The 16648-nt window shown below is 66.4% G+C and carries 7 protein-coding genes and 1 tRNA gene; 2 read left to right on the forward strand and 6 right to left on the reverse strand.

The annotated features are described in order from the left end of the window. Window positions 1–12 precede the first annotated feature (12 nt). Complete coding sequence (gene treS / locus SLQ30_RS18350; protein ID WP_319447948.1) at window positions 13–2253, reverse strand: maltose alpha-D-glucosyltransferase; 2241 nt, start codon at window positions 2251–2253, stop codon at window positions 13–15. Between the two features lie 107 nt (window positions 2254–2360). After that, window positions 2361–3584 carry a L,D-transpeptidase gene (locus SLQ30_RS18355; protein WP_319447947.1) on the reverse strand — a complete coding sequence of 408 codons (1224 nt, stop codon included), beginning with the start codon at window positions 3582–3584 and terminating at the stop codon, window positions 2361–2363. Window positions 3585–3743: 159 nt separating this feature from the next. Here SLQ30_RS18355 and SLQ30_RS18360 point away from each other — a divergent pair. Beyond that, a tRNA-Lys gene (locus SLQ30_RS18360) sits at window positions 3744–3819 on the forward strand. 634 nt (window positions 3820–4453) lie between these two features. On the opposite strand, the gene SLQ30_RS18365 is transcribed toward SLQ30_RS18360, so the two are convergent. Continuing rightward, window positions 4454–4681 carry a DUF3618 domain-containing protein gene (locus SLQ30_RS18365; RefSeq protein ID WP_319447946.1) on the reverse strand — a complete coding sequence of 76 codons (228 nt, stop codon included), beginning with the start codon at window positions 4679–4681 and terminating at the stop codon, window positions 4454–4456. Window positions 4682–4760: 79 nt separating this feature from the next. Here SLQ30_RS18365 and bcp point away from each other — a divergent pair, with 79 nt between their 5' ends. Next, complete coding sequence (gene bcp, locus SLQ30_RS18370) at window positions 4761–5234, forward strand: thioredoxin-dependent thiol peroxidase (protein ID WP_319447945.1); 474 nt, start codon at window positions 4761–4763, stop codon at window positions 5232–5234. A gap of 261 nt (window positions 5235–5495) precedes the next feature. Here bcp and SLQ30_RS18375 read toward each other — a convergent pair whose 3' ends face one another. The 3 genes from SLQ30_RS18375 to SLQ30_RS18385 form a co-directional block, all read right to left on the reverse strand. Further along, window positions 5496–6833 (reverse strand): dipeptidase, encoded by a 1338-nt coding sequence (locus SLQ30_RS18375; RefSeq protein ID WP_319447944.1) that lies wholly within the window; start codon window positions 6831–6833, stop codon window positions 5496–5498. A 10-nt stretch (window positions 6834–6843) separates the two neighbouring features. Further along, window positions 6844–7251 (reverse strand): holo-ACP synthase, encoded by a 408-nt coding sequence (locus tag SLQ30_RS18380; RefSeq protein ID WP_319447943.1) that lies wholly within the window; start codon window positions 7249–7251, stop codon window positions 6844–6846. Window positions 7252–7326: 75 nt separating this feature from the next. Continuing rightward, window positions 7327–16578, reverse strand: a complete 9252-nt coding sequence (locus tag SLQ30_RS18385; RefSeq protein ID WP_319447942.1) for a polyketide synthase — start codon at window positions 16576–16578, stop codon at window positions 7327–7329. Window positions 16579–16648: the final 70 nt, after the last annotated feature.

Consider the following 16648-nt stretch of genomic DNA (forward strand, 5'->3'; position numbering starts at 1 on the left):
ATCATCACGACACTAGAGCTCGGTCACTTCTTCGTCCTCCGGTGCCTCGACGAGTAGCGACATTCCGTGGTGAGGCGGCAGCTCCACTGCAAAGCTGTGCAAGTCGTCGACGGCGCCAACGTGGTTGCCGCTGAACATGTCCGATACCTGACTGCCTGGTGGCAGCTGCTCGGAGCGCACCGTGCCTGCGATGTCCTCGTTCGCGAAGTTCAGCACCGTCAGTTGATACTGGCCCTCCTCGGCCAGTTCGTGAACCAGCACGAGCATGCCGCGATGGGAGACCTCCGGGATGTCGACCTGCCGGCTGGTGGCGATGCCGTAGTGCGACCGCACGCGGAGGATCGCTTGCAGCTGGCGCAGAAAACTCGTGTCGTCAGCGAGTTGCTCAGGAATTGATCCGTAAAGGCTTCGGCCCCTTGGCATTCCTGCCATTGACTGTGTCGCCGAGGGATTGAGGTCCATCAGGTCGTGAGCCGAGCGATGTATCCACCGGGTATCGCCGCCCAACAGCAATTGCCCGATCTGGGCGGCCGGGAGCGTCAACATCCCGCACAGATCCCAACCGGACAACGCGAAGACTCCGGGTTGCAACGCGTTGAACATGGCCAGCAGCAGGTGCGCACGACGGATGGGATCGACGTCGTCGATCGTGTCCAGGTCGGTGACCCCGAGGGTGGCGGCGATGATCGTGGCCGTCGTACAGGCGATGCCGTTGGTGGTGAATACCAGGTTGTAGGACGCGTCCGGCCCGGTCAGCTTGTCGAGCAGATCCTGGCGGACCGACTCCCCCAGTTCCTCGCCGGTGACGTCCACCCCCTTGTATCGGAAGACATCGTCGCGGTGGCCGGCAGACCAATGCACGAGTTCGTAGGTGAGCTCGTCGTGATTCTGAAGCGCATGCACCAGCGACGCCGGGTCGATGCCGAGTTCGAGCGTGGTCCGCAGCGTCAGCCTAAGAAACTCCGTATCTGCGGTAGCCAGGGCGTGCTGATAGGCCGGGCGGTTGATGAAGTCGTACGACAGGTCGGCTCCGGCCTCGCCGATCTCACGGATGTCGTCGATCGTGAGGTTGAGCTCTTGGAAGGTGAACCCACCCACTTTCCGAACCATGCTGGCGATCAAGTGGTTTGCGGCCTCCGATAGCGGATGACCTTCCGACCAGGCCGTGCTGTCCTCGGCAGCGGACTTCTCCGCGCCCAGGAATCCATTGGCGTCCAGGCGGAGCCCGCCGGTGCCCAGGTCGGTCAGCGAGTGCAGGGCATCGCCGATTACCAAGCGCATTCCGGCGAAGGACGGGTCGAGCCAATTGATCGAGGGCTGACCGTCCTTGAAGTAGTGCAGATACACCCAGCGTCGTTCCACGCCGTCGATGCCGACCACCGGGCGGGTCACACTCCAGTTGGTCTCCTTGACGCCCTCTGCGAAGAAGATCACCCGCTGCAGCCGCCCGATGATGTAGCCGGCCTTGTCCAACCAATCCTCTGTTGCCGCATCGATGTTGACCGAGTCGATGCCTGCGGGGACCTCGGGCAGTTGATCCCAGTCGCGCGGATCGATGTCCACCATGTGGTAGATGCCCGGATAGTCGGCGTACTTCATCTCGGCGAGCCGGAAGTCCGCACCCTTGCCGGTGTGACCGGGAACGATGTCGTCGATGATCGTGCCGCCGTGCCAGTTCGCAGTCCCGCACATCTTCCGGAACTCATCCTCGGTGCCAAAGGCCGGATCGATCTGCGTGCTGATGCGATCGAAGTGACCGTCGACGCTCGGGGTCTGCTGCCAGCCCGAGATTCCGCCGGCACGTTTGACCGGGCCGGTGTGAACCGCCTCGATGCCGATCTCGGCGAACGCCTTCCACATGTCGTCGTTGGCCATCGTCTTGAGGAACGACTCGTCGGGCCGCGTGATCAGCGAGAGCGGGTACGCGGTGAACCACACTGCCGCTGTGTCGACGGCACCCCGGGGATTCGGGGTGGCATAAGGGTTCTGCCACATCGAACCCTGGCCCGAGAACTGCTGGCTGATGGCATTGGCATCGGCCAACATCGACTGTGAAAGCAGCCAGTTCACATAGGCCGGATTGTCGCCGGTCGGAGGACCGTCCTGGGCGAGCGATCGGCGTTCGAAGGGTGCTTTCACACGCGGGCGAAACCGGAGGGCTCGCGGACGCGCTGGGTGGAGGTGTTCGTCAAAGGTGATGTCGGCTGGCTCGTTGGCTTGGTCCTCCGAGTCTGACTCTGCCGTCTGCGACATGGATTCCCTTCGTGGTCGAGCGCCGGACTATTGGGCGTATTGCCAACGTACTGCCGATTGAAACGGCCGACCGAGCGCACGCCCACGACCCAGGGCCAGCGACGTGCTCAGACGCTGGCGTTCCCGGTCTTCCACTGATCCCACGGGATGTTCCAGTCGCCGAGTCCGTCGGTTCCGGGCAGGAGCGAGCCGACGGTGTTGGACACCTCGACGATGTCTCCTCGCTTGGTGTTCTCGTAGAACCACTGCGCGTTGCTGGTGCTGACGTTGAGGCAGCCGTGGCTGACGTTGCTGTAGCCCTGGCTGCCGACCGACCATGGCGCGCCGTGCACGTAGATGCCGCTGTAGGACATCTGAGTGGCCCAGTCGACCTCGGTGCGGTATCCGTTGGGCGCATTCGATGGCACCCCGTACGTCGAGGAGTCCATGACCATGTGGGACAACCGGTCGCCGACGATGTAGGTGCCGTTGTTGGTCGGCGTCTTGTCCTTGCCCATCGATATCGGCATGGTCTTGACGACCTCGCCGTTGCGCTTGATGGTCAGCGTCTTCGTGCTGTCGTCCGCGGTGGCGATGACTTCGTCGCCGATGGTGAAGTGCGTGGTCACGCTCTCCTGACCGAACAGCCCGTCGCCGAGGTCGACGCCGTAGGTGTTGACGGCCACGTCCACCGCGGTGCCCGGCTTCCAGTAAGCCTGCGGGCGCCAACGGACTTCACGATTGTTGAGCCAGTAGAACGCGCCCTCGACCCTTGGGGTGGTGGTGACGGTGATCGACTTCTCCGCAGCCGCCCGGTTCGGGATGCTCTCGTCGAACCGGATCGCGACCGGCTGTCCCACACCCACGACATCGCCGTCATTTGGCAGCAGGTAGGGCCTGGTGAGGTTGTCGGGCGAATGCGTCTGAAACGCCATCGAACGATTGGTCACACCCGCCAGCCCCAGGGACTGCGCATTGATCGTGTAGCGCTGGTTGTAGTCGAGCGGATCGGTGGTGGACCACCGCAGGCCGTCGGGGCTGAGCTTGCCGGCCACCGACGCGCCGTCCTCGTCAGTCATGGTGACCGCGCCAAGCACACCATCCTCGGCGCTGACCGTGACCGGAGTGTCGACCGCCACACCCACGTCGCCATCGACGACCGAGGCCGTGAGCTTGGGCATCAGCAGGTCAGCGAACGGGGTGCCCTTGTCGGTGATGGTCTCGGGCTGAGCTGACGGCGCGGGCGTGCTGTCGCACGCGCTGGCACCGAATACGACTACCGGAAGCAGCGCGACGATGGCCATCCACGTACGCATCCGACGGGGACGGGCCACCGAATGGTCCTCCCACATGCTCGTTCCACCTCGCAGCTAGCTTTCAACGGAATATTGGGGTACTGCCAGGCAAGTCTAAGGGCAACCTGGGAGTGGAGCAGAACCGCGAGGGCGGCGGCACCGCTCCCATCGAAACGATTTCACGCCGCGCCCGCAGACTGTTATCGTCTCTCACGCGCGCCGTTAGCTCAGTTGGTAGAGCAGCTGACTCTTAATCAGCGGGTCCGGGGTTCGAAACCCTGACGGCGCACCACCCGAAAACCCTGCTTCGGCAGGGTTTTCGTCGTTTCGAAGCAGCTTGCCGCGGTCGATAGGCCAATGCGGCATCCGAAAGCGGCGCCTCGATCCCACTCCCCAATGCTCGTTGGTCGAGTTTCACACAGTTCTGAAACTACTTTTCGTGCGGTTGCAGAAGCCCGAACCTTGCAAATTTGGCAACAACCTGGCGATAGCGGCTGACGTGAGGGTAAATTTTGATGCGCGCAGCGACGGAGTCGCTCTCGCAAAGGCTGCCATCCGCCACTGGCAAGTACTCAGTCGAGACCTATGCGTCCAGCACGAAAGTAGCGGAATTACACATGTCACACCTATACCAGCGCATTCAAGCTGCACAAAGAGACACATCACTGCTACGATCTTGTTAGCTGGCGACTCAGAGGCCTTCTGTGAACCAGCAAACAACAAAGAAACCCGAGGTCTTGGCAGATGTCCCCCGCAGGTCCCCCATGGTCAGCAGTTCCGTCCATATCGCCAGCTGGCGAGGGCGTAGCTGTGCAACGTGACGTCATGGTGTCCAACTGCAGCCGGCTCGGTCGCACGGCCAATCCCCCGAGCTTTTCGTTCAGCGACTTCTTCCGCTTCGGCCGCCGCCGCTGACCAACGCGGAGTCAGCGACGCCGCAGGCCCCGGATCCAGAACACCAGCACCACGGTGCCCAGCCCTGCGATCGACACGATCACCGCGGGCTTCTTGACGAACTGCACGACACCCGCCTTGGCGTCGTCGACGATCTTGCGCGGATTCGCCCGCTCGGCCAGCGCGTCGACAGTGGATGCCAGCTGATCGCGAGCCACATCGATTTCGCCCTTGATGGTGTCAGGATCCCTGTCCGCCACGTCAGCCCTCCAGTTCGGTCGCCGCCTTGCCGCACTACCCTAGAGCAGCCGAGTGCACCCGCCGACGGAAGGACACCGCATGCCACCGACCCCACGTCTCGAGGTGGGCGACAAAGCGCCCGCATTCAGCCTGTCCGACGCGGACGGCAAGACGGTGAAGTTGTCCGACTTCAAGGGTCGCAAGGTGATCGTCTACTTCTACCCGGCGGCGTCCACGCCCGGCTGCACCAAACAGGCCTGCGACTTCCGCGACAGCCTCGCGCAACTCAACGAAGCCGGCCTTGACGTCGTCGGCATCTCCCCCGACAAGCCGGAGAAACTCGCCAAGTTCCGCGACGCCGAAGGCCTCACGTTCCCGTTGCTGTCCGATCCGGACCGTTCGGTGCTGACGGCGTGGGGCACTTTCGGCGAGAAGACGATGTACGGCAAGACCGTCCAGGGCGTCATTCGGTCGACCTTCGTCGTAGACGAGAAGGGCAAGATCGAGGTCGCCCAGTACAACGTCAAGGCCACCGGGCACGTCGCCAAATTGCGCCGCGACCTATCCGTCTAAATCCCAGCTGTAGCGTCTTGATTCGCACACACAGCGGGTCTACTATCCCGCCATGGAATCCTTCGGGATGCCTATTGGGGGGCTAGGCCGGGGGCCTTGGGGAGTGCCGACCGCCTGTGCCAACTGTGGGCACGACGACATCGTTGGCCATCCGTACGCCCGGTGCTCCGTCAGGTCGTCGGATACGGGCGAACGCTGTGAGTGCCTCAGCTTTCGACCGCTTGAGAGTTGGTGGTACGAGTTCGATCGACCATGAGCGACCTATCCGTCTAACGCGCCGAGCGCTTCCAGCAGCAGCGCCTCCGACGTCGCCGCCCGTTCGAGCACGCCCAAGTCCAGACTCTCGTTGATGCTATGTGCCTGCGTCGCAGGGTCTTCGACGCCGGTGACGAGAATCTTGGCGTCCGGGAACGCCGCGGCGAACTCCGCGATGAACGGGATCGATCCGCCGACCCCCATGTCGATGGCATCGGTACCCCACGCCTGCCGGAACGAGGCGCGGGCCGCGTCGTAGACAGGTCCGCTGGCGTCGATCGCGTACGGCTGGCCGACGTCGCCGGGCGTCACCGTTACTCGTGCGCCCCACGGCGCGTGCTGTTCCAGGTGCCGGGTCAGCGCGGCGAGGTGCGCGCCTGCGTCCCCGCCCGGCGCGACACGCATGCTGACCTTTGCCCGCGCCCGGGGGATCAAGGTATTGGATGCGGACGCGATGGGCGTGGTGTCGATGCCGATGACGGTGATCGCCGGTTTGGCCCAAAGCCGTTGCGGCACCGAGCCCGATCCGATTTCGGCCACGCCGTCGAGCAGGCCGGTGTCCGCGCGCACGCGTTCGGGCGGGTAATCGACGGGTGCCGCAGTGCTCTCGTGCAGGCCGGCGACGGCGACGTTGCCCTCGTCATCGTGGAGGCTGGCCAGCAGCCGTACCAACGCGCTCAGTGCGTCCGGCACCGCGCCTCCCCACATTCCGGAGTGCAGCCCGTGGTCGAGGGTGGCCACCTCGACGACGCAGTCGGCCAGGCCGCGCAGCGACACCGTCAACGACGGAATCTCAGTGCTCCAGTTGTCGGAGTCGGCGATCACGATGACGTCGGCGGCGAGCAGGTCCTTGTGGGCGGCCAGCAGTGCGCCAAGCGAAGGCGAGCCAGACTCCTCCTCGCCCTCCACGAACACCGTCACCCCGACCGGCGGCCGTCCCCCGTGCGCTCGGAATGCTGCCAAATGCGTTGCGATCCCAGCCTTGTCGTCGGCGCTCCCCCGGCCGTACAGCCGACCTGCACGCTCGGTGGGCTCGAACGGCGCCGACGTCCACTGGCCGGCATCGCCTTCGGGTTGCACGTCGTGATGGGCGTACAGCAGCACGGTCGGCGCGCCAGGCGGTGCGGGATGACGGGCAATGACGGCAGGCGCCCCGCCCTCGCTGACGGTGCGAATGTCGGCGAAGCCCGCCTCCGACAACAGCTTTGCCACTGCTTCGGCACTGCGGTGCACCTCGGGGCGACGGGCCGGGTCGGCCCACACCGACTCGATACGGATGAGGTCCTCGAGATCGGAACGCACCGACGGCAGCACTGCTTGGACACGCGCGACGAGATCACTCACGCGAACGAGGCTAGTCGCGTGGCTCGTCGGCGGACTCCAGGACCGCCACCGCGGCAGCCATCCCACCCTCGTGCGTCATCGACACGTGGATCGTGATGCCCTTCAGGTGTTCGGCGATCGCACCCGTGAGCCGCACCCGCGGGCGCCCCCACATGTCGGTGACGACCTCGATGTCGCGGTGGATGTCCTCCGGCAGCACCGGACGCTTGCTGAACCGCGAGCCCGACCACGCCTTGATCACGGCCTCTTTGGCCGCCCACCGCGCCGCCAGGTGTCGCGCTGCCGACGAACTCTTGTCCGCGGCGTCGCGACGCTCCCCCGGCGTGAACGTCTCGGCGAACACCGTGCCCGGCTGGTCGACCTGGTCTGCGAAATCCGGAATGGAGACCAGGTCGATGCCGATCCCGACTATGCCCATGGGAGGAAAGCTAGCTCATCACCTCGGCAAGCCACGCATTCCGTCACCGAAATCCTCTGCTCTTCGCGCAAGCGCTCATCGCCCATACCAACCGTTCTCGCCGAGGCGAGCGTCCGGATCGAGCAGCATCCGGGCCTCCTGCGGCTTCTCCGGCGACTCATGATCAAAGCGGCGGTCCGCGGGCTTCTCGTACAGCGACGGGCCACCTGCGATGGCCGACGCCAGCTTGCGCTGGCCTTCCAGCACCCTGGCATTCGACCGACGCTGGTAGTCCTCGCGTTGCTCAGGATCCAGCGCGGCGAGGAACGCCTGCGGGTGGACCAGCGCAACCAGGCCAGAAACGTGCCCGAAGCCCAAGCTGGTGACCAGCCCGGCCTTCAGCGGGAACGCCTCGCCCATGTGCAGGGGCTCGCGCACCCAGACGAAGTGCGACGAGGTCGCCATCTCGTCATCGACGCAGTCCAGGCTGCGGTTGGGCGGAATCACGCCGTCGCGCATGATCTGGCACAGCCCCATCATCTGGAAGGCTGCCGCACCGCCCTTGCTGTGCCCCGTCAGGCTCTTCTGGCTGACGATGAACAAGGGTGCGCCATCGCTGCGCCCCATCGAGGCGGCCAGCCGCTCGTGGAGCTCGGTCTCGTTGGGGTCGTTGGCCAGCGTCGAGGTGTCGTGCTTCGAGATCACCGCGATGTCGTCGGCTCCGACGCCCAACTTGGCCAGCGACTTGACCAGCTGCGACTGGCGCCCGCCGCGGCCCGCGCCAAGCGCGCCAAGACCAGGTGCCGGGATGGAGGTGTGCATGCCGTCGCCGAAGGACGAGACGTACGCGACCACCGACAGCACCGGCAAGCCCATCCGCAGGGCCAGATCGCCCCGGGCCAGCAGGATGGTTCCGCCACCCTGACCCTCGACGAAGCCCAGCCTGCGCCGGTCGTTGCCGCGGGAGAACTTCGAGTCACTGATGCCCTTGGCGCGCATCGTCTCGGTGTCCGCGGTGGCCGCCATGTCGCCGAAGCCCATGATCGCCTCGAGCGTCAGATCGTCGTAGCCGCCTGCGACCACGAACTCGGCCTTGCCGAGCCGGATCTTGTCGACGCCCTCCTCGACGGAAACCGCCGCGGTGGCGCACGCGCCGACCGGGTGGATCATCGCGCCGTAGCTGCCGATGTAGGACTGCACGACGTGACCGGCCGTAACGTTCGGCAGCACCTCCTGCAGGATGTCGTTGGGCTTGCTCTGGCCGAGCAGGTTTCCGTGATACATCGTCTGCATCGACGTCATGCCACCCATGCCCGTGCCCTGCGTGCTGGCCACCAGACTCGGGTGAACCCAGCGCATCAGTTCGTTGGGGGTGAAGCCCGCGGACAGGAACGCGTCGACGGTGGTGACCAAGTTCCACAGGGCCAACCGATCGATGGAGTTCACCATGTCCTGGCTGACGCCATAGACCATCGGGTCGAACCCTGTCGGGATCTGAGCACCGACCGAGCGGGACAGCTTCACCTTGCGCGGCACTCGAATCTCGGTGCCCGCCTTGCGGGTGACCTGCCAGTCGCCACTGTCGGGCGCAGGCGCGATGATGGTGTGCTCCGGGTCGAATTGGACGAACGCCCTGGCATCGGTCTCCGACGACACCACGAAGGTGAAGTCCTTGTCCAGGAACACCGAAACCAGCAGTGGCGCAGCATGGTCGGCGCCGATCACGCCGTCGTCAACCAACGCGCGGATGCCGACACGTTCGACCACTGCATCGTGGTAACGCTCGACCAATTCGCCCTCGTCGACGAGGTCACCGCTGCCCGTGTCGTACCAACCCGGCTTGGGATCGTCCTCCCACTTGACGAGCCCGGTGGTCCACGCCAACTCCAGTACGCCTGCGGCCGAGAGCTCGCCAGAGACCTCCATCTCGAAGCGGGTGCGCGACGAGCCGTAGGGACCCAACTCGGCGCCACCGACGATGACGACCAGGTCGGCCGGGTCGACGTCGAGGTCGGCCCAATCCGGCGGCGGCGCAGCGGTGTACCCGCGGGGCGGTGACGGCAAGGCGGCGACGGTACCGAGGTCTTCGGCGTCTTCGTCGTCGCTGACCTCGGACACCAGCTCCTCGCGAGCCTTCGCGGCCAACTCGGCCATGTCGAGGTCGATCTCGCCCAACCCGCCGGTGAGGTCCGCGTGCAACGGCTCACGGGCCGCGGCGACCTTGGACTCGACGCCGCACAGGTCCAGCAACATCGACGCCATCTGATCCGTCGAGTAGGTGATCACACCGGCCTCTTCGACCGCGCCGACGATGGCGTCGTTGTGACCCATCAGGCCCGTGCCCTTGGTCCAGCCGATCAAGGCATGCGCCAGCGAAACCCGTTGCGCCCACGACGTCTCCGCCTTCCAGCGCGTGACGACTGCGTCGAGCGCGGCCTTTGCCTCGCCGTACGCACCGTCACCGCCGAACATGCCGCGGTTCGGTGAGCCGGGCAGCACAACGTGCAGCCGCGACGCGATGTCGCGCTCGGAGCCGAGGTGCGACAGACCGCCGATGAGCCGTTGCACGGCCCACAGCAACACCTTCATCTCCATCTCGGCACGCGCACCCGCCTCGGACAGATCGCCTGCCACACGCGGTGCCGCGAACGGGAACAGCAGCGTCGGCGTCAGCGCATCCTTGAGGTGAATCGACTGCGGTCCAAGGCTTTCGGACTGCTCATTGCCGACCCATGAGACCAGCGCGTCGATGTCGGAGTACGACGCCATGTTGGCAGGCAATGCCCACAACTGGCCGCCGAACCGAGCGTTGTCCCGGTACAGGCCGCGGTAGAACGCCAGCCGGTCGTCGTCGAGCTTGGACGTGGTCGCGATGACCGTTGCGCCGCCGTTGAGCAACTGCGCGACGACCGACGCCGCGATCGAGCCCTTGGACGCGCCGGTGACCACCGCGATCTCGTTGGAGTACTTGCCCTTTTCGGGGTTCTCCGCGCCCGCGGCGGCCCGGCCGTAGAGCGAGGCGTGGATGTTGCGACCGGCCGCCAAGGCCTTGCCCTGCCACCAGCTGGCCTGCGCCGCCACGATGTGCCCGGCGCCCTCGAACCGTTCCGAAAGCCTGGCCCAGTCCGTGTCGATGTCGCCTTCGTCCCTCAGCCACAGTCGCGCGAGATCCTCACGCGCACTGGCCCAACGGTCGTCGAACAACACGGCCTTGCGGCCGTCGAACACTGGGGCGACCAGACGCGGCCAGTCCGAGCCCAATTCCACTGAGATGAGGTCGATGAGCTCGGCATCGTTCACCGGCTCGGCGGCACTGACCTGATTGTCGAGGCCGAGTTGGTTCAGGATCATCCGGGCCGTCGACGCCAACACGCCGTCCCGGCCGGTGACCTGCTCAGCGAACTCGGTCAGTGCGGCCGAATCCACCACTCCGCCTGCGGCTGCGCCGGACGACGGCAACGACACCGCGATGCCCTTGCGGGCCGCGACCGCCGCGACGGCCGCGTCCACGACTCTGTCGACGGAGCCGGCATCGGGCAGCGCGCCCTCGTGCAGTCCGCCAAGTGCACCACCACGCACGCTGGTGCCCTCGCGGGTGCCCAGCGCGACCTCGATGGTGACGTGCTTGACCCAGCCGTCGCCGAGCTCCCACGTCTTCTTGACGCGTTCGGCAATGGCCGCAGGCCGCTTGCCTGACGGGCCGAGCACCGTGCGCAACTGATCGTTGACCGCGTCGGAAAGCACTGGGCCATAGGGCTTGTAGGTACGAGCCAGCTTGGTGACCTGACCCTTCAAGCCAGCCAGGTCCGCTTCGGCCGCGCCGTCGATGGCGCCGAGGTTCAACTCGGAACCGAGGTCGACCAACAGCTGGTTGCGGCGCGAGGACGCCCCATCGGTGATGGACTCGATCGAATCCAACAACTCGATCTGATCGATCCGCATCTTCGCCGACAGTGCGATCAGCGCCGTCGTCGCGTCGGCGGCGTCGAACCCGATGTCATCCGGGCGTGGACCGCCCGACGGCGCCGCGGGTGCCGCCGGTGCCGCCGGGGCGGCGGCATCGGGAGCGGCTTCGGCGACCGGCGCGGTGGGCTCGGCCGAGTCTTCCTCGAGATCCGGCTCCGGGTCGGTGTCGGTGGCGAACAGCACCGCGGCGTCACGCTCGGTGTTGAGCACCTCCGTGGTGTTGTGCGAGTACTCCGGCAGCTTCAGCGTGTTGGTGGCCAAGCCGGCGACGGTCGGCGCGTTCTTCACACCGATCTCGACGAACCGTTCGATGCCGATTCCGCCTGCGGCCTCCTCGATGAAGAGCAGGTCCTGCGTCTCGATCCAACGCACCGGGCTGGCGAACTGCCAGGCGAGCAACTCGATGACGACCTTGCGGCAGAGTTCACGCGGCTTCTCGTTCCGCCACGTGTCGTAGTCGGCGAGGATCTCGTCGAGCGGCTCGGCAGGCACCAGATCCCGGATCTCCTCGATGAAATCGCGGTCCAGGGTGAACGGACGCGGCACCAGGTTCGGGATGTACTTGCCGACGAGCAGCGCAGGATCGGCGTCGCGCGGCATGACGCGCTCGAGCGAGCGCCGGAAGTCGGCGACACCGACACGCAGCACCTCCGAGTGGAACGGCACGTCGATGCCCGGCACCAGGATGAACGAGCGCTTTCCGCCAGAGAGCTCGCGCCGACGGTCGACCTCCTCCTCGAGTGCCTCCAGCCCGCGCACCGTGCCTGCGATCGCATACTGCGAACCCCGCAGGTTGAAGTTGACGATCTGTAGGAATTCACCTGTCCGCTCGGCGATCTCGGCAACGAAGTCGGTGACGTCGTCGTCGTCGAGGTCGATCTGCGACGGGCGGATGGCGGCCAACCGATAGTTGGAGCGGCCGTGCTCGTCGCGCGGGACGATGTCGTGCATCTTGCTGCCGCGGTGGAACACCACCTCCAGCAAGGCCTCCAGCGGGTACACGCCGGACACACACGCCAACGCGGTGTATTCGCCGACGGAGTGCCCACAGGCGATCGCGCCCTCTACGAAGGCCCCCTGCTCGCGCATCTCCGAAACCTGGGCGGCCGCAACGGTCGCCATGGCCACCTGCGTGAACTGGGTGAGGTACAGCACGCCCTCGGGGTGCTGGTAGTGCACGCCGCTGGCGATCAGGCTCGTCGGGTTGTCCCGCACCACGTGCAGGACCGAGAAGCCGAGCGTGTCACGCGTGAACCTGTCAGCGGTGTCCCACACCTTGCGGGCGGCCTTCGAACGCGCGCGGACGTCCATGCCCATGCCCTTGGACTGGATGCCCTGCCCCGGGAAGGCGTACACCGTCTTGGGTGCGGCCAGTTGTGCGGTCGCCGACATGACCAATTCGTTGTCGACCTTGGCAGTGACCTCGATGATCTCGGCGCCGCGGTCGATGCCAACGCGGTCGACGCGGAAGTCGATGTCGTCACCCGGCAACACCATGCCCAGGAAGCGTGACGTCCAACCGACCAACCTGGCAGGCGGAGTGGCCTGTCCGTCGGTGGCGGTCACGACGTGCTGCGCCGCGGCCGAGAGCCACATGCCGTGCACGATCGGCGTTTTCAGGCCCGCCAGCAGAGCGGCGGAACGGTCGGTGTGGATCGGGTTGTGGTCACCGGACACCACCGCGAACGCGCTCATGTCGGTGGGCGCTGTGACGGTGACGTCGCGGCGCCGCCGGCGTGGGGTGTCGGTGGCGTTGTCGGTGATCGCACCGCCTGCCCTTGGCGGGTCGCTCAGCTCGGCGGCACCGGTGCGGCCGCGGATGGCGAACCGCTCTTCGAGGACGGCGAGTATCGTGCCCTCGACTGGATCGCCCGAGCGGATCGACACCGTCACTGGTACGACGCGCCCGACTTCGGTGTCAACTGCAGCTGAAGCCGTTGCGGTGACGGTCAATTCGACCTTCACCTTGGGCATCGGCGCCAGCAGGTGCGCTGCGTGGTCGAGGTGGACCAGGCTCAGCAGCCCCTCGACGACCGGGAAGCCCGCGTCCGTCACGGCGGAGCCGATCACCGCGAACACCGCGGGCCAGCAACGCCCGACCAACGCGTCGGGCACCAGCGTCAGGCCCGGCGCGAGCGGCGCACCGAACGTCGCCGTGACGCCCGTGTGGTCAGCGACTTCTTCGGGGTCCCACGAAACCGTGACGGTCGTGCTGTCGTCGACAACCTGCGGAAGTGCTTCTGGGCCATCCACATTGGCCGCGATGGCCAGCACCGACCGCATGGCGGCCGACGCGTCTTCGGTGGTCACCACGGGCATGCCGCCGTCGACGGTGCAGGCGGGCAGCGTGAACTTGATGGTGATCCAGATGTCCGACAGCGGGACGCTCAGATTGACGTTCTCGCCATCGAGCTCGAGCCGTGCCCCCGTCGACGGGTGCGTCGCCGAACGGTTTTCGTTGACCTGCCATTCCTTTGGCTCGCCAATGCGGTGAACCGGGTTGATGGCGGTGCGGCCTGCCCACAGCACGTCCGGCGAATCGAGTACCACGGCCAGCGGGCCGGTCACGTCGGCGCGCGCCTGCCTGCGCGACACCACGGGCACGGGATTCGCACCGCTGCTGAGCAATTCGTCGATCGATGCCTGCTCGAACCGGTCGAGCAGTTCGCCGACGGGCTCATCGACACGCGTGATGCCCGCGACTGCGTCCGTGCCAGGGATGATGCAGACCTGGTCGGCGGAGTAGCGCGCATCGTGTGCCTGCCACAACGAGTCGCTGCGCCACCAGCGCCGCACGTCCTTGTCGATGACGGGCACGAAGTTCACCGGCTTGCCCAACGTCTTGCACAGCGTGACGAAGAACGGCACGTCGGCCGGGTGCAGCTTGGTGTCTTCTGCGTCCGGGTAGCGGGTCAGCAGCGCGGCAATGGCCGCCTGCGGATCCTCAAGCAACGCTTCGCCTTCGGCATCCACGGTGTAAAGGCTCTGAATCTGGCCGGAGTCCTGCGGGTGCAAGCGGGCCTCGGCGCGCTTGAGCATCTCCTCGAACCGGTCCCGCCACGTGACGTCGACCCACGGGGTGCCGTCTTTCAACGTGTCGGCCGTGCTGTCGCCGTCGCCGATGGCGAGTTCGACGTAGCGCTGCAGCCACTGCAGGTAGGTCATGTCGGCGACGTCGCCGAAGTACGGCTTGGCCGTCACGGCCATCGCGGCGATGATCTCGTCACGCCGTTCGGCGACGGCGTCGCCGTCACCCGCGACGTCGTCGAGCAACCGCCCGCACCGCGATGCCGCGTTGTCGATCTCGTGAATGTCGGCACCGAGCTGGCTACGCCCGGAAGCCATGCCGCCCTGCGCCTTTCCTGCGCCAACCCACCGATCCGTACCGGTGGTCTCGACCAGTAGCTGCTTTACCGCCGGTGACGTGGTCGACTCGAGCGTGGCCATCGCTGCGGTGCCGACGAGGATTCCGTCGACCGGCATGATCGGGAAGCCGTAGCGCGCCGCCCATCGACCGGACAGGTATTCCGCGGCCCGCTCGGGGGTGCCGATGCCGCCGCCAACGCACACGGTGATGTTGGGGCACTTGCGGAGATCGCCGTAGGTGGACACCAGGAGGTCGTCCAGGTCTTCCCAGGAGTGGTGCCCGCCGGCCCGGCCGCCCTCGATGTGCACGATGACGTCACGATCGGGCACTTCCGCGGCGATCTTGATGACGGACTTGATCTGGTCAACGGTGCCCGGCTTGAACACCACGTTGCTGATGCCGATCGAGTTGAGCTCGGCGATCAGGTCGACGGCCTCTTCAAGCTCGGGGATGCCTGCGCTGACGATCACGCCGTCGATGGGTGCGCCCGACTGACGGGCCTTCTGCACCAAGCGCTTTCCACCGACCTGCAGCTTCCACAGGTACGGGTCGAGGAACAGGGTGTTGAACTGCACGGTGCGGCCCGGCTCGAGCAGTTGGGTCAGTTCTTCGATGCGCGCATCGAAGATCGGCTCGGTCACCTGACCGCCGCCGGCGAGCTCGGCCCAGTGGCCGGCATTGGCTGCGGCGGCGACGATCTTGGCGTCGACCGTCGTCGGCGTCATGCCGGCGAGCAGAATCGGCGAGCGCCCGGTGAGCCGGGTGAACTTTGTCGACAGCTTCACCGATCCGTCGGGCAGCGCGACCGCCGATGGCGCGTAGGTCGACCACGGGGCCGCCACGTCGGGGGCGGCGCCGACGGTGAACAGGCCACGCTGTCCCGCACGGGTGGCCGCCGGAACGATGCCGACACCGAGTCCGCGGATCACCGGTGCGGTGACGCGGGTGATGGTGTCGCTCGGGCCGAGGTCGATGATCCACTTGGCGCCGGCCTCATGCAGGCGTTCGACCTCGCCGACCCAGTCGACGGGCTCGGTGAAGATCGACTTGGTGAAGTGATGGAGCAGATCGGCGTCAATGCTCAGCTTCGACGCCCACCCGTCGACCATGTCGACGCCGTCCGCGAGCCGTGGGGTGTGGAAGCCGACCTCGACCTGCACGCCGGTGAACACCGGACTGAAGACCGCGCCGCCACGCAACTTGTTCTTGCGTTCGGCTTCTTCTCGCTCGGTGATCTTGCTGCAGTAGAGCTCGAAGCGGGACAGCTGCTCGGGCGTGCCGGTGATGACCACCGAGCGCCTACCGTTGCGGATGGACAGGATTGGCGGCAGCACCGTGCGAACGTCGGTGGCGAAGTCCTCGAGCAGCTCGGCGATGCGATCGGGATCGGCGTTGGTCACCGACACCATCGGCGACTTGTCGCCGCGGCCGACCATGCCGCGCCTGCGTGAGACGAGCGAACCCGCCGCGCCGATCAACTGGAGCATCGCGAGCAGTTCGGCGTCACGCGTGCCCTCGGCCCGGACCGACTCGACGGCGATGATGCCCTGGGAATGCCCCGCCATGGCGACCGGAGGAGTGCCCACCAGATCGAGCCCCTGGCGCTTCACCGCGCGGATCGCGGCCAGCTGGGTCAGCAGGATGCCGGGTCCGGAGATAGCGGCCGTGGTCAACTGCTTGCTGTTCGGCAGCGGCTCCTCGGCGGCGAGCGCCCGAACCCACTGCATCGGCTCGAACCCGATCGGCCGCACCACGACCAACTCGCGGGCCACCGGCTCAAGGAGCAGTTGCGCCTCGCCGACGATCTCGCTGAGCTCGGACTCGATGCCTGCGGAGCTGATGAGCTCCTCGAGGTTCTCCAGCCAGTTGCCGCCCTGGCCACCGAAGGCCACGGCATAGGGCTCGCCGGCGTTGAGCAGGTCGACCAGGGCGTGCGCACCGGTCAACGAGGCGGAAGTACCGCCGGTGGCGTTCTTCTTGCCGGTGGACACTCGGTCGTGTTCGTTGATCGTCACGTCTTGCCATCTCCTCGGTGCGCTCTCAGCGCACATCGCTCGTACTCGGGCTGTCGTGGGCGGTCGACCT

Origin of the sequence: Mycobacterium sp. RTGN4 (genome assembly GCF_033804635.1) — a bacterium.
GTDB lineage: Bacteria > Actinomycetota > Actinomycetes > Mycobacteriales > Mycobacteriaceae > Mycobacterium.

Coding starts and splice junctions, on each gene's coding strand:
- SLQ30_RS18380 (WP_319447943.1), bottom strand. CDS start 7,251: ATGGGCATAGTCGGGATCGGCATCGACCTGGTCTCCATTCCGGATTTC.
- SLQ30_RS18355 (WP_319447947.1), bottom strand. CDS start 3,584: ATGTGGGAGGACCATTCGGTGGCCCGTCCCCGTCGGATGCGTACGTGG.
- treS (WP_319447948.1), bottom strand. CDS start 2,253: ATGTCGCAGACGGCAGAGTCAGACTCGGAGGACCAAGCCAACGAGCCA.
- bcp (WP_319447945.1), top strand. CDS start 4,761: ATGCCACCGACCCCACGTCTCGAGGTGGGCGACAAAGCGCCCGCATTC.